This window comes from Streptococcus saliviloxodontae, from assembly GCF_016908655.1.
In the GTDB taxonomy this organism is placed as follows: Bacteria; Bacillota; Bacilli; order Lactobacillales; family Streptococcaceae; genus Streptococcus; species Streptococcus saliviloxodontae.
In genome coordinates, this window is sequence record NZ_JAFBEI010000040.1 from 1 (window position 1) to 20,034 (window position 20,034).

The 20,034-nt window shown below is 42.6% G+C and carries 15 protein-coding genes and 2 pseudogenes; 12 read left to right on the forward strand and 5 right to left on the reverse strand.

Annotated features, from left to right (window positions below):
- The coding region (locus JOC31_RS08440) for an LPXTG cell wall anchor domain-containing protein (RefSeq protein ID WP_205017724.1) at positions 1–951 on the forward strand (951 nt) is incomplete at its 5' end.
- Positions 952–1,092: 141 nt separating this feature from the next.
- On the opposite strand, the gene JOC31_RS08445 is transcribed toward JOC31_RS08440, so the two are convergent.
- Positions 1,093–1,950, reverse strand: coding sequence for a metallophosphoesterase (locus tag JOC31_RS08445; RefSeq protein ID WP_205017725.1), 858 nt, complete (start codon positions 1,948–1,950; stop codon positions 1,093–1,095).
- A gap of 101 nt (positions 1,951–2,051) precedes the next feature.
- On the opposite strand from JOC31_RS08445, the gene queG reads away from it, so the two are divergent.
- The 5 genes and pseudogenes from queG (at position 2,052) to ftsX (ending at position 6,117) form a co-directional block, all read left to right on the forward strand.
- Positions 2,052–3,170 (forward strand): tRNA epoxyqueuosine(34) reductase QueG, encoded by a 1,119-nt coding sequence (gene queG / locus JOC31_RS08450; protein WP_205017726.1) that lies wholly within the window; start codon positions 2,052–2,054, stop codon positions 3,168–3,170.
- A gap of 47 nt (positions 3,171–3,217) precedes the next feature.
- Positions 3,218–4,313, forward strand: a protein-coding gene (gene prfB, locus JOC31_RS08455; protein WP_205017727.1) for a peptide chain release factor 2 whose coding sequence is annotated in 2 segments (ribosomal slippage) — positions 3,218–3,289 and positions 3,291–4,313 — 1,095 coding nt in all. Because the reading frame shifts where the segments join, the coding sequence is not laid out codon by codon here.
- An 83-nt stretch (positions 4,314–4,396) separates the two neighbouring features.
- Positions 4,397–4,484 (forward strand): annotated as a pseudogene (locus JOC31_RS10140) (GNAT family N-acetyltransferase); the annotation flags it as partial.
- Positions 4,485–4,502: 18 nt separating this feature from the next.
- On the forward strand, positions 4,503–5,195 hold the full coding sequence (gene ftsE / locus JOC31_RS08460) for a cell division ATP-binding protein FtsE (protein WP_205017728.1): 693 nt from the start codon (positions 4,503–4,505) through the stop codon (positions 5,193–5,195).
- A complete protein-coding gene (ftsX, locus tag JOC31_RS08465; RefSeq protein WP_205017729.1) occupies positions 5,188–6,117 on the forward strand; it encodes a permease-like cell division protein FtsX in 930 nt (309 codons plus the stop codon). The genes ftsE and ftsX overlap by 8 nt, the downstream gene beginning before the upstream one ends.
- Before the next feature lie 166 nt (positions 6,118–6,283).
- Here the strand turns inward: ftsX and JOC31_RS08470 are convergent, their stop codons facing one another.
- Positions 6,284–6,919 carry an MBL fold metallo-hydrolase gene (locus JOC31_RS08470; protein WP_205017730.1) on the reverse strand — a complete coding sequence of 212 codons (636 nt, stop codon included), beginning with the start codon at positions 6,917–6,919 and terminating at the stop codon, positions 6,284–6,286.
- A 143-nt stretch (positions 6,920–7,062) separates the two neighbouring features.
- Here JOC31_RS08470 and JOC31_RS08475 point away from each other — a divergent pair, with 143 nt between their 5' ends.
- The 3 genes from JOC31_RS08475 (at position 7,063) to JOC31_RS08485 (ending at position 9,952) form a co-directional block, all read left to right on the forward strand.
- On the forward strand, positions 7,063–7,830 hold the full coding sequence (locus tag JOC31_RS08475; RefSeq protein ID WP_205017731.1) for a (S)-acetoin forming diacetyl reductase: 768 nt from the start codon (positions 7,063–7,065) through the stop codon (positions 7,828–7,830).
- 170 nt (positions 7,831–8,000) lie between these two features.
- Positions 8,001–9,179 carry an ATP-grasp domain-containing protein gene (locus JOC31_RS08480; protein ID WP_205017732.1) on the forward strand — a complete coding sequence of 393 codons (1,179 nt, stop codon included), beginning with the start codon at positions 8,001–8,003 and terminating at the stop codon, positions 9,177–9,179.
- 20 nt (positions 9,180–9,199) lie between these two features.
- Positions 9,200–9,952 (forward strand): esterase family protein, encoded by a 753-nt coding sequence (locus JOC31_RS08485; protein ID WP_205017733.1) that lies wholly within the window; start codon positions 9,200–9,202, stop codon positions 9,950–9,952.
- 139 nt (positions 9,953–10,091) lie between these two features.
- Here JOC31_RS08485 and JOC31_RS08490 read toward each other — a convergent pair whose 3' ends face one another.
- On the reverse strand, positions 10,092–10,922 hold the full coding sequence (locus JOC31_RS08490) for an alpha/beta hydrolase (protein WP_205017734.1): 831 nt from the start codon (positions 10,920–10,922) through the stop codon (positions 10,092–10,094).
- A gap of 121 nt (positions 10,923–11,043) precedes the next feature.
- Between JOC31_RS08490 and JOC31_RS08495 the strand changes: the two genes are divergently transcribed.
- On the forward strand, positions 11,044–11,334 hold the full coding sequence (locus tag JOC31_RS08495; protein WP_205017735.1) for a rhodanese-like domain-containing protein: 291 nt from the start codon (positions 11,044–11,046) through the stop codon (positions 11,332–11,334).
- Between the two features lie 405 nt (positions 11,335–11,739).
- A pseudogene (locus JOC31_RS10145) lies at positions 11,740–11,982 on the forward strand (accessory Sec-dependent serine-rich glycoprotein adhesin); the annotation flags it as partial.
- Positions 11,983–12,596: 614 nt separating this feature from the next.
- On the opposite strand, the gene JOC31_RS08505 reads toward JOC31_RS10145, so the two are convergent.
- Both JOC31_RS08505 and JOC31_RS08510 read right to left on the reverse strand, forming a co-directional pair.
- Entirely contained in the window at positions 12,597–12,773 is a 177-nt protein-coding gene (locus JOC31_RS08505) for a hypothetical protein (protein ID WP_205017736.1), read from the reverse strand.
- 2,304 nt (positions 12,774–15,077) lie between these two features.
- Positions 15,078–15,233, reverse strand: a complete 156-nt coding sequence (locus tag JOC31_RS08510; protein WP_205017737.1) for a hypothetical protein — start codon at positions 15,231–15,233, stop codon at positions 15,078–15,080.
- A 37-nt stretch (positions 15,234–15,270) separates the two neighbouring features.
- Here JOC31_RS08510 and JOC31_RS10150 point away from each other — a divergent pair.
- Positions 15,271–20,034: DUF445 family protein (locus JOC31_RS10150; protein WP_420825476.1), on the forward strand; the 4,764-nt coding region annotated here is incomplete at its 3' end.

Below are 20,034 nucleotides of genomic sequence, written 5' to 3' on the forward strand. Positions count from 1 at the left end.
GAACAAGAAGCGAAAGCCAAAGCCGAATCCGAGGCAAAAGCCAAGGCCGAACAAGAGGCTAAAGAAAAAGCCGAATCCGAGGCAAAAGCCAAGGCGGAACAAGAAGCTAAAGAAAAAGCTGAATCCGAGGCAAAAGCGAAAGCTGAACAAGAAGCGAAAGCCAAAGCCGAATCCGAGGCAAAAGCCAAGGCCGAACAAGAGGCTAAAGAAAAAGCCGAATCCGAGGCAAAAGCCAAGGCTGAACAAGAAGCGAAAGCCGAATCCGAGGCGAAAGCCAAGGCTGAACAAGAGGCCAAAGAAAAAGCCGAATCCGAGGCGAAAGCCAAGGCGGAACAAGAGGCTAAAGAAAAAGCTGAATCCGAGGCAAAAGCCAAGGCAGAACAGAAAGCTAAAGAAAAAGCCGAATCCGAGGCGAAAGCCAAGGCGGAACAAGAAGCGAAAGAAAAAGCTGAATCCGAGGCAAAAGCCAAGGCGGAACAAGAAGCGAAAGAAAAAGCTGAATCCGAGGCGAAAGCCAAGGCTGAACAAGAAGCGAAAGCCAAAGCCGAATCCGAGGCAAAAGCGAAGGCCGAACAAGAAGCTAAAGCCAAAGCCGAAGCAGAGGTAAAAGCCAAGGAGGAACAAGAAGCGAAAGAAAAAGCCGAATCCGAGGCGAAAGCCAAGACGGAACAAGAAGCTAAAGAGCAAGTTGGATCTAAGGGGCAAATGCTTTCTAAAATAAATTCAGCCACCCAAGTTCTCGATACTAAGAAAGTGTCTCAGCCAACAGCAGTAGAAGTGACAAATCGTCGTAGTAAATCTTTGTATACAAATACGATGACAAAAGTTGCTGAAGTTAAAGACTCAGAGTTACCAACAACAGGTGACAAATCATCAGTAGCAGGTATTGTAGCAGGTGTGATGATGGCTACACTGGGAATAGCAGGAATAACTAAACGGAAACAACATTAATTAACAGATAATTCCACTAAAATCACCAACAGACCACTATCTAACAAAAAGAGAAAATCTGTTGATTTTCTCTTTTTAGTTATAAACTAAAAAGACTTAGCCTTATCCAATAAGACTAAATCCTTGCAATATCTAGTTGGTTCACACGTCAAATACGGTCATACTCTTTTTCAACTCTTCCTTGAAGTGCTGCTTTTGATAGTCTTGGTAGTCTGGGCGTTTTTTGACCAGATTGTAACGTTTGCTGAGGTTCCAAGTACCTGTGGGATTGAGTTCGGGGTGCTTGGACACGTAGTCAATGGTCAAATCCCATTCTCTGATGTAGCCAAGAGGGCGTGAGTGGTAGCGAATACCGTCGATGACTTGGGTGCCATAGGATCGATGGACGTGACCGAAGACGACATCAGCCACTCGGTGTTTGCTGAAAAGGTCGTGAAAGGCTTGGCTACCCAAAAAAGCATTGAATGGCTTAAAGGTCGCATGGGTCATGGTGAAATCGCTGTGCGGAACAAAGTGCATGGCAATGATAACAGGCTTGTCTAGTTGCGATAAGTGTTTGTCCAGCTTTTCTAAGACTTTCTTAGTGATGTCTGGGTCAGACAGATCTCGTTTTAGCCTTCTATCAAACCAAAAGCGATTTTTAAAGGCTAGGTTCTGCTCAAAGGACTTTTCAGGGCTGAATGAGTAATCATACCAACCGTGAAAGGCCAACAAATAGCAACTTCCTAAATTATGAACTTGAAAATCTAGCGTTTGGATGGTCTTTTCATCCAAGTCCAGCATATCGTGATTACCAAGGTTGTAGGTCAACTTGACCTGCTCTCCTATGGTTTTCATAAAAGGAAGTGATGTGGTGTAGTGGTGGTTGGAAATATCGCCAGCTAGGTGCAGGTGGCTGATGCCCTCTTCTGAGAGGACTTGCTTTAGGGTTTCAAGCTCAAAGTCTCCAAATTGATTGAGGTCAATGTGGAGGTCGCTCATAATGGCTAATCTTGTCATGCCTTTATTGTAGCAAAAATGACTGGGACTGTCTTGAGATTGTCATCTTTTGTAACCCTTGCGACTTGCTCTCTTTACATTTTTACTTTAAGATAGAGAGTATGGATATCAAGGAAGAAATTAAGAAAATCGCAGCTGAAATTGGCATTTCCAAGATTGGCTTTACTACGGCTGATGATTTTGATTATTTGGAAAAATCGCTGCGCCTAGGTGTCGAAGAAGGGCGAACGACTGGGTTTGAACACAAGGTTATCGAAGAACGTATTAAGCCCAAGCTGAGCTTAGCATCTGCAAAGACCATCATTTCCATTGCGGTTGCCTACCCTAATAAATTACCTGTGCAGCCACCAAAGACAGACTATAAGCGAGGGAAAATCACGCCAAATTCTTGGGGCTTGGATTACCACTATGTCCTACAAGATAAGCTTAATCGTCTAGCAGCAGCCATTGAGGAGCTAACCCAAGATTTTGAGTACAAGGGCATGGTGGACACAGGTGCCTTGGTTGATACGGCAGTGGCTCGTCGAGCAGGGATTGGTTTTATTGGAAAAAATGGTCTTGTCATATCAAAAGAGTATGGTTCTTACATGTTCTTGGGTGAGTTGATTACCAACTTAGAGATTGAGCCTGATCAGCCAGTAGATTATGATTGTGGGGATTGCAGGCGTTGTTTGGATGCCTGTCCGACTTCTTGTTTGATTGGAGACGGCACCATGAATGCTAGACGTTGCCTGTCTTTCCAGACGCAAGACAAGGGCATGATGGACATGGAATTTCGTAAGAAAATCAAGACAGTTATCTATGGATGTGACATTTGCCAGATCTGTTGTCCCTATAACAAAGGCATTGACAATCCCTTAGCGACTGATATTGATCCAGAGTTGGCTCATCCAGAACTGATTCCCTTTTTGGAGCTGTCAAATAGCTCTTTCAAGGAAAAATTTGGCATGATTGCAGGGTCTTGGCGAGGAAAGAATATCTTGCAACGTAATGCTATTATCGCGCTAGCCAATGCCCATGATAGAAGTGCTATTCCCAAACTTTTGGAAATTATTGATAAGAATAATAATCCTATTCATACAGCGACAGCCATTTGGGCTTTGGGTGAGATTGTCAAAAAACCTGATGAGGTCATGCTTGATTTTATGCGCAGCCTTTCTCTTAAAGACGAGGCAAGTCTGGAGGAGTTGGAGCTTGTTCGTCAGAAATGGCAATTTTAAAGGCTTTATGATAGAATAGAGAAGATCAATTTTGGAGGTTGTAACTCATGGAAGTGGCTGAAATTCGCCAAAAAATTACTGAAAATCAAGAGAAACTAATCAGTTTCGGGAGGTCTCTTTGACTTAGATCGTTTGGAGGAGGAGATTGCTCTTCTTGAAAACCAAATGACTGAGCCAGACTTTTGGAACGATAACCTTGCGGCACAAAAAGTCTCTCAAGAACTTAATGAACTCAAGGTAAAGTATGAAACGTTTCATAATATGCAGGAGTTGTCTGATGAAACAGAACTCTATTTAGAAATGTTGGATGAGGACGACTCGGTTCAGGCTGATCTAGAGGAAGCCTTGGAGAAGCTCGACAAAATCATGTCTAGCTACGAGATGACTTTACTCTTGTCTGAACCTTATGACCACAATAACGCTATCTTGGAAATCCACCCAGGTTCAGGCGGTACTGAGGCACAGGATTGGGCGGATATGCTCTATCGTATGTACACCCGTTTTGGAAATGCCAAGGGTTACAAGGTTGAGACTTTGGACTATCAAGCAGGTGATGAGGCTGGTATCAAGTCTGTGACCCTTTCTTTTGAGGGGCCAAATGCCTACGGTTTCCTCAAGTCTGAAATGGGGGTTCACCGCTTGGTGCGTATCTCGCCATTTGACTCTGCCAAACGCCGTCATACGTCATTTACATCTGTTGAGGTCATGCCAGAATTGGACGATACGATCGAGGTGGAAATCCGTGATGATGATATCAAGATGGATACGTTCCGCTCTGGTGGTGCTGGTGGTCAGAACGTCAACAAGGTATCAACTGGGGTACGTTTGACGCATATTCCAACAGGAATTGTCGTAGCTTCAACCGTTGACCGTACGCAATATGGTAACCGAGACCGTGCCATGAAGATGCTTCAAGCCAAGCTCTATCAGATGGAGCAGGAGAAGAAGGCCGCAGAAGTTGATGCTTTGAAAGGCGATAAAAAAGAGATTACTTGGGGAAGTCAGATTCGTTCATATGTCTTTACACCGTATACCATGGTCAAAGATCACCGAACAGGCTTTGAAGTGGCTCAGGTAGATAAGGTCATGGATGGTGACATCGAAGGCTTTATCGACGCCTACCTCAAATGGCGTATGGAATAAGTAATCGTTTTTAACAGGCTTAGCTCGTTTAACGGGTTTTGTATCATGAATTTGAACACGGGACTAATTTTCTAGAAGAAAAGATGAACTTCCTAGTGTCTTTCGACACGGCGTCGGTTCTCTATTTCTTTACGAAAATTTTCGGTAAACCGAATTGTCCCTTTGTATCATCAGTAAAGGAAAAACATTATGGCTTTAATTGAAATGAGTGGTGTTACTAAAAAGTATCATCGTTCGACAACAGCCCTTCGAGATATTTCGGTATCTGTTGATCAGGGTGAGTTTGTCTATATTGTCGGTCCTTCAGGGGCTGGTAAGTCAAGTTTTATTAAACTGCTTTACAGTGAAGAAAAAATCAGTTCTGGTAGTCTTTACGTAGGTGAGTTTAACTTGGCGAAAATGAAAAAGCGTCACATTCCAATGTTGCGACGTTCTATCGGGGTTGTTTTCCAAGATTATAAATTGCTCCCTAAGAAAACAGTTTTTGAAAATGTAGCTTTCGCGATGGAAGTTATCGGTGAAAGACGCCGTCATATTAAAAAACGGGTTGAGGAAGTCTTGGACTTGGTTGGGTTGAAGCACAAAGCGCGTTCATTCCCAGATCAATTGTCTGGAGGTGAGCAGCAGCGTGTAGCGATTGCGCGTGCTATTGTCAACAATCCAAAGCTCTTGATTGCCGATGAACCTACTGGTAACTTGGACCCTGAGATTTCTATGGAAATTATGCAGGTACTCGAACGTATCAATCTTCAAGGAACAACTGTTCTTATGGCGACTCACAATAGTCAGATTGTTAATACCTTAAAACATCGAGTGATTGCGATTGAAGACGGTCGTTTGGTACGTGACGAAGAGGAAGGAGAGTACGGTTATAATGATTAGAAATTTTTTCCGTCATTTGGCGAATTCATTTAAAAACCTCTTTCGAAATGGATGGATGAGTTTTGCAGCTATTTCAATGGTGGCTGTCACCTTAACTTTGGTCGGTATTTTTGCAGCAGGTTTGCTCAATATTGAACGTATTGCATCTGGTATCGAAAATAATATCCAAGTTAATGTGTATCTGGATCCAAGTTCGCAGGACAATTCGGAAACAACGACAGATCCAGCTGGTCAAACGATTGCGAATAGCTCTTATCATGCTATCTTTAATCAGATTAAAGCCTTGGATGGTGTGGATTCGCTAGTCTTTTCAAGTAAGGATGAGCAGCTTGCGCAGCTACAAAAAACAATGGGGGATGACTGGAAATTGTTTAGCGACGATTCTAATCCCTTGTCAGACGCCTACATTGTGAAAACAAAAGAACCTAAAGACGTCAAAAAAGTTGCTAAGGCGATTCAAAAAATAGAAGGTGTTGACTCCGTAGAATACGGTGGGACAGATAGTGATAACATTATGGCTATTGCAAGTAAGGTTCGTCTGTGGGGCTTGGTCGCAACTGGAATCTTGGTTCTCGTGGCAATCTTCCTCATTTCAAATACCATTCGTATGACAATCTTTTCACGTAGTCGTGATATCGAGATTATGCGTCTGGTTGGAGCTAAGAATTCTTACATTCGTGGACCTTTCTTTTACGAGGGTGCTTGGGTTGGTTTGATAGGCTCTATCCTACCATCAGCAGTCATTTACTTTGGTTACCACTGGGTTTATGATAATTACAATCCATCCTTGTTAACGGAAGGTTTGTCTTTGTATGACATCACGATCTTCTTGCCAGTAATTATTGGTGCGATTGTTATTATTGGTATTGTGATTGGTTCACTTGGAGCCATTTTATCAATGCGCCGTTTCTTAAAAATCTAAGTAAGTCTAACAAGGCTTCCAATAAAAAAGACTCTTGGAAGAGCAGAAGTGCTTTTCTAGGAGTCTTTTTATGTTATCGGAAAAGATTGTACTTGGGTGATATCAATCGGAACATTCGGGTCTATTTTAGATCACAGACTTGATATTTTCGTATTTCAGTAAGTGGTTATTGGAAAAAAGGATTGCAATTTTTTTCGTGGGCGATAGTCGTGTCAGCGCCATGTCCAGGATAAACCTTGTAGTGATTGGGGAGGGTGAAAAGTTTTTCTTTGATAGAATGAATCAATTGGTCGTGATTTCCGGTTGGTAAATCCCATCGACCGATTGCCTCTCTAAAGAGAGCATCTCCTGAAAAAATCAGCTCTTCTTGAGGGAAGATAAAAGACACACCACCGATAGAATGTCCAGGAGTTTCAACTACTGTGAAGTGAAAACCAGCAATATCATAGGCTTGGTCGTATTGGAAGAGAGCATCTGCAGGTTTGACAATGACATCTGCCATATCACTATGGCGGTCCAAACCAGAGAGGTTATCTATAGGCGATCCTAGCCAATCAGCTTCCTTATCAGAAACATAGACTGGTGGCTGCTGAAAGGCAGAACGAACAGCTTCGACACTCATGATATGATCGTAGTGAGTATGCGTCAGGAGGATTGCTGCAACCGGTTTGTTCAAATCTGTTAGCGTTTCGAGGATCTGATCAGTGTTGCTACCAGGGTCAATGACAATGACCGCTTGATCGTTAATGAGGTAATAAGTATTTTCACGCGCCGCGTGATTCAGTGTTTTTTGAATATCCATGACAATAGTGTACCAAAAAAAGTGACATTTATCACTTTTTAAAAATAGATTCAGTAAATGGTTGACAGCGCTTACTCTGGGAGTATAATAGAGGCATAAGAAATAAGGACACTTGCCCTTACAGAGTCAAAGGAGGATTTCTTATGTCAAACAAAGTCGCTATTGTCACAGGTGCTGGTCAAGGGATTGGTTTTGCGATTGCCAAACGTCTGCATGCTGATGGTTTCAAAGTTGGTATTCTTGATTATAATGAAGAAACCGCTCAAAAAGCTGTTGCAGCTCTTTCTAATGAAGATGCATTTGCAGTGGTAGCAGATGTTTCAAAACAAGACCAAGTCAAGGCAGCATTTGAAGCTGTTGTTGATCACTTTGGTGATTTGACTGTTGTGGTGAACAATGCAGGTGTAGCACCAACAACACCTCTTGATACTATTACAGAGGAACAATTTACAAAAACATTTGCCATTAATGTTGGTGGTGTTATCTGGGGTGCACAAGCAGCACAAGCTATTTTCAAAAAACTTGGTCATGGGGGCAAGATTATCAACGCTACGTCACAGGCAGGTGTTGTCGGAAATCCTAATTTGACTGTTTATGGTGGTACAAAATTTGCTGTGCGTGGTATTACACAAACCTTGGCGCGTGATTTGGCAGAAGAAGGTATCACTGTAAATGCCTATGCACCAGGTATCGTTAAAACACCAATGATGTTTGATATTGCCCATGAAGTTGGTAAAAATGCAGGTAAAGATGACGAATGGGGTATGCAACAATTTGCAAAAGATATTACTTTGAAACGTCTTTCTGAGCCAGAGGATGTTGCTAATGCAGTTGCTTTCCTAGCTGGACCAGATTCCAACTACATTACAGGACAAACCATTATTGTTGATGGTGGTATGCAGTTCCATTAATAGGATCAATACTAAGGACATGATGAACTTGTTTTGCTTAGATAGCAGGGCAAGTTTTTCTTTTGCAAGTAAATGACAGAATTTGCGTTATTTTCTGAAAATTCTGTAGATAACTGATGAGCTTTGTGATAGAATAGAAGTAACGATAAAAGAGACATGAGGTAAGAGACATGACTAGACCGCTTAATTTTGTAATGATTTCACCGCATTTCCCAACGAATTTTGAGACTTTTGCTCATCGTTTATATGAGAGTGGCATCAACACCTTGGGAATTGCTGATACCCCATACGAGGAGTTATCAGAAGGTTTGAGAAGCCATCTAACTGAATATTATCGTGTTGATAATATGGAAGATTACGATCAGGTTTATCGTGCAGTAGCTTACTTTGCTCATAAGTATGGTCGAATTGACCGCGTTGAATCTCACAATGAATACTGGTTGGAACTTGATGCTAAACTACGTACGGATTTCAATGTGTTTGGTTACAAAAATGAAGACATGCTTTCGATTAAAACCAAACGTCAGATGAAAGAGATTTTTCGTCAAACGGGTCTTAAGGTTGCGGATGGTGATGTCTTCCATAGTCGAGAAGAGGCTAGACGCTTAGTAGCTAAATTAGCATTTCCAGTTGTTATTAAACCTAACTCTGGGGTCGGAGCTTCAGATACCTATAAAATTACATCAGATGAGGAGTTAGAAGACTTCTTTACTTATCAAACTGATGGGGTAGAGTATATCATGGAGGAATTCATCGATGGTGATATTGTTACTTTTGATGGCTTGACTGATCATGATGGAAATATCGTCTTTTACTCTAGCTTAGAGTATTCTGACGCTGTGCTTAATATGGTCACAGCAGATAGCGATATGTTTTACTATGTTCCACGTGAGATTTCACCGAAGTTGGTGGAGCTAGGTAAACAGTGTGTTTCAGCTTTCAACGTCAAAGAGCGTTTCTTCCACTTTGAATTCTTTAGAGTCAAGAAAACAAAAGAATTGATGGCGCTTGAAGTTAACTGCCGCCCACCTGGAGGCTTGACGATAGATATGTGGGACTACGCCAATGACTTTGATATTTTTAAGGAATATGCCAATATCGTCAAAGACAATAGCTTCAAAGCGGAAATTACTCACCCTTACAATGTTGTTTACATGTCTCGTAAAGCCAATCAAAACTATGTTCATAGCTTGGATGATATTCGAGAAGCGTTTGGTGATCGTTTGATTTCGATTCAGACGGTCCCTGGTGTCTTTGCTAAAATTATGGGAGAGCATGGCATACTAGCTAGAACACCGAGCATGGCAGAAATGAGAGAATTGGTCCAATTTGCGCAAGCTAAAGTCTAGTCACACGAGGAGAAAAAAGAATGCATTTTGAAAGAAGAAGTCACTGGTCGACAGAGCTAGGTCGCGAGATGGCCTTTAATGTCTACGGACATTCAGGTAAGCCTGTGCTTGTTTTTCCTTCTTCTGGTGGAAGCCAGAATGAGTACGGCGATTTTGGTATGGTTGAGGCTTGTAGTGAGTTTGTTGATCGTGGTTTGATCACATTCTACACGCCAGATTCTCTGGATAAGGAGTCTTGGTTGGCTGAAGGAAAATCAGGTCATGATATGGCACTTGCCCATGAAGCCTACGACCGTTATATCATTAATGAGTTGGTTCCACTCATTCGTTATGAGAGAAATTGGCAAGGAGGGCTTGTGGCGACAGGCTGCTCAATGGGAGCCTATCATACTGTAAACTTTGCCCTTAGACACCCTGATGTTTTTGACGTTGCTGTCGCTCTATCAGGTGTCTATGACGCCCGTTTCTTTACGGGTGACTTCTATAATGATGACATCATTTACTTCAACTCACCGATTGATAGCCTTTGGAACCAAGAAGATCCGTGGTTCTTAGATCATTATCGTCGTAATCGTTTTATTGTTGCAGTTGGTCAAGGTGCTTGGGAAGGTCCTCACATCGCAGATACTAAGCGCTTGGAGGATGCTTTTGCAGCCAAGTCAATCCCTGCCTGGTTTGATTACTGGGGAAATGATGTTGCCCATGACTGGGACTGGTGGCGCTTGCAGATGCCTTACTTCTTAAAAGCATTGGAAGATGAAGGTCGCCTTTAATAATTTTTGTTACCATCAGGGATGTTAGCTGACAAGGTATTGATACTTCTAACCCTTTGTCAAGCCATTGTGGTTAACAACCTTATGTTATTTTTGTTTTATTATTAAAACAGGCTGGAATCTCGTTCCAGCCTGTTGCTTATTCTTTTAAGGTAAATTGTAAGAACTCAAGAAAGTGATCTGCCCAATGTTTTTCGTGGTGGATTTCATTTGCCATAATACGTAGGCGTATCTTGTCCATATCGTGACCTGTACGTAACAAGGATTGGTAGTAGTGGAGGCTACAATCGATGTATGCTTGATTCATATTAGGAGCAAATTGCTCATCAACTTCGTCACCTTCTTTGGTGCCGACTTGAATGTAAACGAGACTATCTTGGTGGATAGGGTGATGGTCGCAAAAGCGTAAAAAGTCTCGTTCGCTAAACCAAGAAGCCAGTGAGAAAACACCTAAATTTCCAAAAATGTGAGGATAGGCCGCCCCCATATAGGCGGTGATAATCCCTCCCATAGAAGACCCAGCCAGTAAGGTATGCTCACGGTCAGGTTTGGTACGGTATGTCTCATCAATGAAAGGTTTGACAGTATTGACGACCCAATCTCCGTAAGCCATCCCATCACCACCAACACTAGCAGTTTCAGGTGTAGAGCCGACATCAGTCATCCAAGGGGCATACTCATTTAGGCGATTACTTTCAGCATTATCGATCCCCACGATAATCACTTTAGGTAAGTCTTTGTTATTTTTGATGGTTGGGATAATTTTCCATGAATAGCCTGAGAAAGACTCTTTGCTATAAAAGATATTTTGACCATCGTGCATATAAAGGACTGGATAGCTCGCCCAATCTTCTTTGTCATAGTCTTTTGGAAGGAGCACACGGATACGGCGTTCTTCCTTATAGTAAGGAACCTCTATCAGATGTTCAGTCATTTCAAGGTAGTAGTTATTGAGTTTGGTGTGTTTCATAAAAAACCTCTGAGATTTTCATTTTAGCTTATTATAGCATAGTTTTGGGGAATGGCAGAGCGTCTCAGTTAAACTTTTAAGAGACTTTTTGTTATGATAGAAAGAAAAGGAGGTGAATGCAATGAATTATGTCGAAAAAGTGGCTCAAGGTGCTCTTTTGATTGATGTCAGAGGAGAGGAGGAGTATAGCCTAGGTCATTTTGAGGGAAGTATCAATATCCCACATTTGGACTTGGCAGAGACAGACTTGCCCGAGGACAAGGAGCAAGAACTATTGGTTTATTGTAAAATGGGACCAAGGGCTGAAATAGCTAAGGCTATCTTAAATCATCGTGGCTATCATCGTGTCTATTATTTAGGAGGTCTGGAAGATGTGTCAGATCTAGGTTTCACCTTTCGAGGGAATTACTGAGTAGGTATCTATCGGTGATAGCATTAATAAATGTTAGTTTAATATGAGAGATCTAATGCGTGGTTAGGTCTTTTTTCTTCTGTTTTTTACTCTTACACCAGAATTTTTTCATATTTATTTCATATAACTGTCAATTGTTTAGAAAATAACAAAAATTAGACAACTGTTTGGATTTGTTTTTTCTGTCTATTGTATCCGTTTTAATAATATAACTATAGATGTTTGAATAAAGTTCGTCTTTTTAGAGCATAAAGGCAAATAAATAGCGATAATTAAGTTTTTAGTGTAATAAATGCAATGGTTTTAGGTCTATTATTGTCGAAATTATACAGTGATGTTATAATATAGAAATAGAATGTTATCATACAATTGTCTATAAAATTTAACAAAAAGAAAGGTGTACAGATGACTAAAAAGAAGTTAAACCAAAATTTTGGTGAGTCTTCTCGTAAAACACGTGTCAAAATGCATAAATCTGGGAAGCATTGGGTTAGTACCCTGATTTCTCAGGTTGGGCTTATTCGTTTCATAAAAGGTGGATCACCACGGGTAGCTCTTAAGGTGGATGATATCTCGGATATGACAGCACGTCATTCTTCAGCGATTACACTGTTGAAGGGAGCCATTGCAGCAGGTGCAGCGCTAGGAGCTGGCGTTGTAACTAGTCACGATGTTTTCGCAGAGGAGGATACTGCGGTAACGACAGAGTTGTCAAGCACAACAACGACTCTTGCGCAGACTGATACAGTTACTATGACGACAGAGAGTCCTATTGTGACTACTCAACTTTCTGAGGAGGCCGTCACAACAGAGTCGGTTGTTGATACAGCTTCAGCCGAAGCAAGTAGTAGTTTATCGGCATCGGAGTCAGAATCGCTTTCGACGAGTCAGGTCTTGTCGACTTTAGAATCACTCTCTAATTCAGAGTCGGTCAGTCACTCAGTATCAGAGAGTTTGTCGGAGTCAGCAAGTGAATCTGTTTCTGAATCCATCTCTGAATCAACTTCGGAGTCTATCTCAGAATCAACAAGTGAGTCAGAGTCTACTTCAACTTCAAGTTCAACTGCCAGTCACCAAGCATCTACTTCAGCCAGTAGTGCTATTAGTGAAAGTTCTGCAAGTAGCGTAGCAGACACGACAACTGATACCCAATCAGCGCGTGAGGAATTAACTGATGCAATGACAGTTCTTGAGGACTCAATTGTAAGTGCAGGAGAACGTGGTGTCGATCCTAGTGTAGAAGTTCAAGTGCTTATTCAAGCTCATGCTCTACTTGCCGATGACTCAGCGACTGCTCTTAGCTTGTCTGCCATGGCAGTAACTGTCTTGGAAAAGGCATCGAAGCTAGATGACAAGCAGGCGACTGTTGTACTCCAATCAGCAAATAGGTTAGCAGCTTCGGCTATTCCGGATGCAGTAACAACCGTTAGCGGTGCCAACCCAGCAGATAACTTTATTCGTTATAACTACGGAGCCGCAAGTATCTCTGACCTATTTACCTTGACAGCGGTTGTTGATTCAACCAATATGCAGGTCACTTGGACTTTGAAGTTCAATAACAATGTTGATAACGATGGTACTTACGGTAAAGGAAACTTTAAGTATACTATCGTACTCCCTAATACGGTGAGCACAACGATTAATAACTTTAATTACAAGTATAACTACAAGGGTGTTTATGACTCTTATCCTAGTGCTACTGGGACAACGACTATATTACCGACACAATCTGGTCGCTTCTATAACGGTAAGTCAGGCTACTCTAGTCTTTGGTACTACAATACGACAACTGGCGATGGTAGTAGCGAGTACACTCAGTATATGACTACTGATAATAGTAATGATCAGTCTATTATCGATACGACAACTGGCAATAAAAATGCCTTGGGTGATGCTGCCTTAGATGCCTTCAAAGATGAGTCTGGGGCAATGATGACATTTGCTATCGCTGCAGCTGGTTACGATGGTGTTACTGGTTCGGTTAGCTTCACAACTGCTATTAATAGCGCTGAGGATTTAGCCAAAATTCAAAAATATGGTTTGGAATATCTGGTAAATGCTAAGTCAATTGGTAGTGGTGAGAGCTTTAGTAATGGCGTTACTGTTTCAGCTAAAGAAGGCTATCTGTATGACTCATCCCTTATTTTTACAACTGGGGGAACAGTCAGACATACTCAAGCAGATGCAGCAGCGACTTCTTCAGATACTATTAAGAGTGAGCTTATTGCTACTGTTAATGTGACGCCTGGTACTAGTACAGCAATTTCTTCTATCACATCAACTGTTTCAACAACTATAGACGGAACTTACACAGACGCAAAAGGCACTGTTTTCACAAGCCTTCCAACAGCTTCGGGAACCTATACAGTTCCAACAACGACAACTTATGCGGATGGAACTAGTGATGCGGCAAATGTTACCTATGTTATCACACCAGAAGAGCCAACGATTACAACAGCTGCAGCTGGCGCAACGACTATTTCGGGGACAGCTGAGCCAGGAACGACAGTTAAGGTTACCGTGAATGGAACTACCTACTCGGCTGTAACTACTGATAATGGTACTTATAGCGTACCTGTTTCGTCATTAAGTGAAGGTACGGTTGTTAAGGCTGCTGTTTACTCAGCAGATAACACAACAATCAGTAATACAACAACAACGACCGTCATTGCCGATAGGTATGAAGGATCTGTTATTAGTTTGAATGCTGCCACTACTCAGAATGGGCAGAGTCTATTAACCTTGAAGAATAATTTAGAAAAAGGCTATACCTCTTTCTTTACGGTTAAAGATGGTTATAATATCAAGCTAAACTATATCCAAATCGGTAATCATTATTATGCTAGTGAAGCTGAGGCTATTGCTGGTATTAAAAATGGTGAGGTTTCTGACGGCAATCGTGTTAATGTCAATGTAACTGCCTATGATAATACAACGGGTGCAGAGCACCGAGTAGGTATGTTGAGTGCTGGTGATGGCATGCAGGTTGATGTGAGAAGTACCTCATTTAGCGTTGCAGCCATAAAAGTAGCAGCAAATGATATTGTTGTCACAAGCACCGATCATGATAATGCAACGAGCACTGCTAATTTCACCAAAGATGATTCACTTACAGCAAGTGGGACAGGTACTGCTGGTGAAACTTACACGATTACTCGTACAACAGTTGGTGGCAACTATAAGTCAGGTCAACAAGTTACGACTGGTGGCACACAAACAATCCGTAATACTGACAGTTTGTCAACGACAGTGACCGCTGATTCTAGTGGTAGCTGGACTTGGACGACAACTGGTATGAATATCGGAGACATTTACACTGTTACTTCTAATACAGATAATTCGGTAACGACAACATTTACTGTAATCGATAAACTCGCTCCTAGCATCTATCACTATGATAGCTCTACAAATTCTGATTTTAACTCTAGTCAGAAGGACTATGTTTTTGACTTGAATCAGTCTGTAAATGAGGAAACGGTTCACTCGGGTGGAACTGCTAAGGGAAATAGCTCTCTTTATGCTAAAGACAATGACATCATTGGCTCATCAACCTTAACACTTACAGATGGTAAATCAGATGGTGCAACGGTAACAAATACAACAGACAGTAATGGACTTGTTGTGTCAACGGTGACTTTGGCAGGTGGTGGAACGCTGACAACTCAGAATCAAGCGAGCACAACAGAAGGTTCTCGAGTTGCATTGTCAGGAACGGCAACAAAACCTGGTTACTGGGAAGGGACTTACACCGTTTCTGATGTTTCTGGAAATAGTTCATCACAGACTTGGTCTGTTACAGTTAACCCTACAGATGGGGTTAGATCAACCAACGTTGCCAACTGGTCTTCTTTAACAACTACGGAAAGGGAATCGTTGGAAAAAGAAGTTCGTCGCGCCAATAATATTAGCGGTGATGATGACTATAGCTTAACTTATGTGAGCAATACCTCAACAACGGCAACCTATACGATTACGCATAACGGTAAAACGTGGACAGTAACGACTCCGATTACGCAGTCAACTTATACTATCAGTGGTAAAGCTTGGAATGATATCAATAAGGACGGTCTGCAGAATTCGGGTGAATCAAACTTGTCTGCTGTTACGGTCTATTTGACAGGTACGACAGAGGATGGGATTGATATTGGAACTCGTATGACAACAACAGGAGCAGATGGTTCTTACAGCTTTGCTGATGTTGTTCCAGGGCACTATACTGTCTCTGTGCAATCGTCCAATTACAGAGTTGTTGATGCAACAAATATCGGAACAGATGATACGATTGATAACGATTTTTCAGCAACAAATCAATCTGTATCTATCCATGTTGACAATGCCAACTTAACTCATGTTGATGCTGGTATGTATGACAGTGTTTCTGAAAGCCAGTCACAGTCTCAATCAGAGTCAGAGTCTAAGAGTCAGTCAGAATCTATTTCAAATTCTGAATCTGCTTCAAATTCCATTTCCGAATCGCTAAGCGAGTCAGTATTGGAATCAGTGATCGAGTCGGTTTCTGAGTCAATAAGTGAATCAGTATTGGAATCAAGCAGCGAATCTCTCTCTGAGTCCTTGTCAGAATCTCTAAATGAATCCGTTTCAGAGTCATTAAGCGAATCCATCTCAGAATCGTTAAGTGAGTCCATTTCCGAGTCCCTGAGCGAGTCCTTGTCAGAATCCTTGAGTGAATCGGTTTCCGAGTCCACAAATGAATCCGTTTCAGAATCAAGCAGCGAATCAGTTTCCGAGTCAATTAGTGAGTCGGTGTCAGAGTCATTAAGCGAGTCAATTTCAGAATCGATGAGCGAATCGGTTTCAGAGTCGTTAAGTGAGTCGGTCTCAGAATCCTTGAGTGAGTCAATATCCGAGTCCCTGAGCGAATCAGTATCTGAATCCTTAAGCGAGTCCGTTTCCGAGTCAACCAGCGAGTCTGTCTCAGAATCCTTAAGCGAGTCAGTCTCAGAGTCTCTAAGCGACTCGGTTTCCGAGTCCCTGAGTGAGTCATTGTCAGAATCCTTGAGTGAATCGGTTTCAGAGTCGTTAAGTGAGTCCGTCTCGGAGTCCCTAAGTGAATCAGTATCTGAATCCTTGAGCGAGTCTGTCTCAGAATCGATGAGCGAATCTGTTTCAGAATCCCTGAGCGAGTCAATTTCAGAATCCCTGAGCGAGTCCGTCTCCGAATCCTTGAGTGAATCCGTCTCAGAATCGATGAGCGAATCTGTTTCAGAATCCCTGAGCGAGTCCGTCTCCGAATCGATGAGCGAATCAGTATCTGAGTCAACCAGTGAGTCCGTCTCAGAATCGATGAGCGAATCAGTATCTGAGTCCACAAGTGAGTCCATTTCAGAATCCTTGAGTGAGTCCTTATCTGAATCGTTAAGCGAATCCGTCTCAGAATCGTTAAGTGAGTCCATTTCTGAGTCAACAAGTGAATCGGTGTCGGAATCCTTGAGCGAGTCCGTTTCAGAATCCCTCAGCGAGTCAGTGTCTGAGTCATTGAGTGAATCAGTTTCAGAATCGTTAAGTGAGTCCATTTCCGAGTCATTAAGCGAATCAGTATCTGAGTCAACAAGTGAATCAATCTCAGAATCGCTAAGTGAATCTGTTTCAGAATCATTAAGCGAGTCAATTTCAGAATCAATCAGTGAATTAGTGTCAGAGTCCTTGAGTGAGTCGGTTTCAGAATCATTGAGTGACTCCGTCTCAGAATCTCTGAGCGAATCGGTCTCAGAGTCCACAAGTGAATCTGTTTCAGAATCATTAAGCGAGTCAATTTCCGAGTCCACAAGTGAATCCGTCTCAGAATCGTTGAGTGAGTCCGTCTCCGAGTCCCTCAGCGAATCAGTTTCAGAATCAATTAGCGAGTCAGTTTCAGAATCGTTGAGCGAGTCCGTTTCCGAATCCTTGAGTGAGTCGGTTTTAGAATCATTGAGTGACTCCGTCTCAGAATCGATGAGCGAGTCCGTCTCAGAATCGATGAGCGAGTCCGTCTCAGAATCGTTAAGCGAATCAGTGTCTGAGTCCTTAAGTGAGTCAGTATCTGAGTCATTGAGTGAATCTGTCTCAGAATCGTTAAGTGAGTCCATTTCCGAGTCCCTAAGCGAATCCGTTTCAGAATCGATGAGCGAGTCCATCTCAGAATCGTTAAGTGAGTCCGTCTCAGAATCGCTAAGCGAATCCGTTTCTGAGTCAACAAGTGAATCAATCTCAGAATCGCTAAGTGAATCGGTCTCAGAGTCAACAAGTGAATCCATTTCCGAGTCAACCAGCGAATCAGTATCTGAATCCTTAAGTGAGTCAATTTCAGAATCCACCAGCGAATCGGTTTTCGAATCATTGAGCGAGTCAGTTTCAGAGTCATTGAGTGAATCAGTGTCTGAGTCCTTAAGTGAGTCAGTATCTGAGTCAACCAGCGAGTCCGTCTCAGAGTCAACAAGTGAATCCGTCTCAGAATCGTTAAGTGAGTCCGTCTCAGAGTCAACAAGTGAATCAGTGTCAGAATCGATGAGCGAGTCCGTTTCCGAATCCACAAGTGAGTCGGTTTCAGAATCATTGAGTGACTCCGTCTCAGAATCTCTGAGTGAGTCCATTTCAGAATCCCTCAGTGAATCAATCTCAGAATCGTTAAGCGAGTCCGTCTCCGAGTCAACCAGCGAATCGGTTTCTGAGTCCTTGAGTGAGTCCGTTTCCGAGTCCACAAGTGAGTCCGTTTCAGAATCCTTGAGTGAATCCGTATCTGAGTCCACAAGTGAGTCCGTCTCAGAATCGCTAAGTGAATCAGTTTCCGAATCCCTCAGCGAGTCCATCTCAGAAACGCTAAGTGAATCAGTTTCAGAATCGATGAGCGAGTCCATCTCAGAATCCACAAGTGAGTCCGTTTCCGAGTCCACAAGTGAGTCCATCTCAGAATCGCTAAGTGAATCGGTTTCTGAGTCCTTGAGTGAGTCCGTCTCCGAGTCCACAAGTGAATCGGTTTCAGAGTCCACAAGTGAATCCATTTCCGAATCAATAAGTGAGTCCGTTTCAGAGTCCACAAGCGAATCAGTATCGGAATCGCTAAGCGAATCGGTTTCCGAGTCAACAAGTGAATCGATCTCAGAATCGCTAAGTGAGTCCATTTCCGAGTCATTAAGCGAATCGATCTCAGAATCGCTAAGTGAATCAGTTTCCGAATCCCTAAGCGAGTCCGTTTCCGAATCGTTGAGCGAATCCGTTTCCGAGTCAACCAGCGAGTCAGTCTCAGACTCCTTGAGCGAATCGGTTTCCGAGTCTATAAGTGAATCCGTATCTGAATCCCTAAGCGAATCCGTCTCCGAATCCCTAAGCGAATCCGTCTCCGAATCCCTAAGCGAGTCAGTGTCCGAGTCATTGAGTGAATCGGTCTCAGAATCCTTGAGCGAGTCCGTCTCCGAGTCATTGAGTGAGTCCGTCTTAGAATCGATGAGCGAGTCAGTGTCTGAATCGATGAGTGAGTCCATTTCCGAGTCCACAAGTGAATCGATCTCCGAATCCCTAAGTGAGTCCATTTCCGAATCGATGAGTGAGTCCGTCTCCGAGTCCCTGAGCGAATCAGTATCTGAGTCAACCAGCGAATCCGTCTCCGAGTCATTGAGTGAATCCTTGTCTGAATCACAAAGCGAGTCAATTTCTGAGTCATTGAGTGAATCGGTTTCAGAATCATTAAGTGAGTCAGTGTCCGAGTCACAAAGCGAATCCGTTTCAGAATCAATAAGTGAATCGGTCTCAGAATCGATGAGCGAGTCCGTTTCAGAATCATTAAGTGAGTCAGTCTCCGAGTCATTGAGCGAATCAGTATCTGAATCGCTAAGTGAGTCAATCTCAGAATCAACAAGTGAATCAGTTTCAGAATCGATGAGCGAGTCCGTTTCAGAATCATTAAGTGAGTCAGTGTCAGAGTCAGCCAGCGAGTCCGTTTCAGAATCGTTGAGTGAGTCACTTTCAGAATCACTAAGTGAATCAGTATCCGAGTCATTGAGCGAATCAGTCTCAGAATCGCTAAGTGAGTCAATCTCAGAATCGATGAGCGAGTCCGTTTCAGAATCGCTAAGTGAGTCCTTGAGTGAGTCCGTTTCCGAGTCATTAAGCGAGTCAATTTCAGAATCCACAAGTGAATCCATTTCCGAGTCCACCAGTGAGTCCGTTTCTGAGTCAACAAGTGAATCATTATCAGAATCGTTAAGTGAATCTATTTCTGAATCAACTAGCGAGTCCGTTTCAGAATCAACAAGTGAATCAGTTTCCGAATCCTTAAGTGAGTCCGTCTCAGAATCGCTAAGCGAATCGTTATCCGAATCGTTGAGTGAGTCAGTCTCTGAATCAACAAGTGAATCAGTTTCAGAATCGATGAGCGAGTCCGTCTCAGAATCGATGAGCGAGTCCGTCTCAGAATCAACCAGAGAATCCATCTCCGAATCAATAAGTGAGTCCGTTTCCGAGTCCACAAGCGAATCAGTATCGGAATCGCTAAGCGAATCGGTTTCCGAGTCATTGAGTGAATCGATCTCAGAATCGCTAAGTGAGTCCGTCTCGGAGTCCCTAAGTGAATCGATATCCGAATCACTGAGCGAGTCTGTTTCCGAGTCGTTAAGTGAGTCCGTCTCGGAGTCCCTAAGTGAATCGATATCCGAATCACTGAGCGAGTCTGTTTCCGAGTCGTTAAGTGAGTCCGTCTCGGAGTCC

Bases quoted from the DNA above. Each gene is read 5' to 3' on its own strand.
- JOC31_RS08445 (WP_205017725.1), bottom strand. From the start codon at position 1,950: ATGACAAGATTAGCCATTATGAGCGACCTCCACATTGACCTCAATCAA.
- queG (WP_205017726.1), top strand. From the start codon at position 2,052: ATGGATATCAAGGAAGAAATTAAGAAAATCGCAGCTGAAATTGGCATT.
- ftsE (WP_205017728.1), top strand. From the start codon at position 4,503: ATGGCTTTAATTGAAATGAGTGGTGTTACTAAAAAGTATCATCGTTCG.
- ftsX (WP_205017729.1), top strand. From the start codon at position 5,188: ATGATTAGAAATTTTTTCCGTCATTTGGCGAATTCATTTAAAAACCTC.
- JOC31_RS08470 (WP_205017730.1), bottom strand. From the start codon at position 6,919: ATGGATATTCAAAAAACACTGAATCACGCGGCGCGTGAAAATACTTAT.
- JOC31_RS08475 (WP_205017731.1), top strand. From the start codon at position 7,063: ATGTCAAACAAAGTCGCTATTGTCACAGGTGCTGGTCAAGGGATTGGT.
- JOC31_RS08480 (WP_205017732.1), top strand. From the start codon at position 8,001: ATGACTAGACCGCTTAATTTTGTAATGATTTCACCGCATTTCCCAACG.
- JOC31_RS08485 (WP_205017733.1), top strand. From the start codon at position 9,200: ATGCATTTTGAAAGAAGAAGTCACTGGTCGACAGAGCTAGGTCGCGAG.
- JOC31_RS08490 (WP_205017734.1), bottom strand. From the start codon at position 10,922: ATGAAACACACCAAACTCAATAACTACTACCTTGAAATGACTGAACAT.
- JOC31_RS08495 (WP_205017735.1), top strand. From the start codon at position 11,044: ATGAATTATGTCGAAAAAGTGGCTCAAGGTGCTCTTTTGATTGATGTC.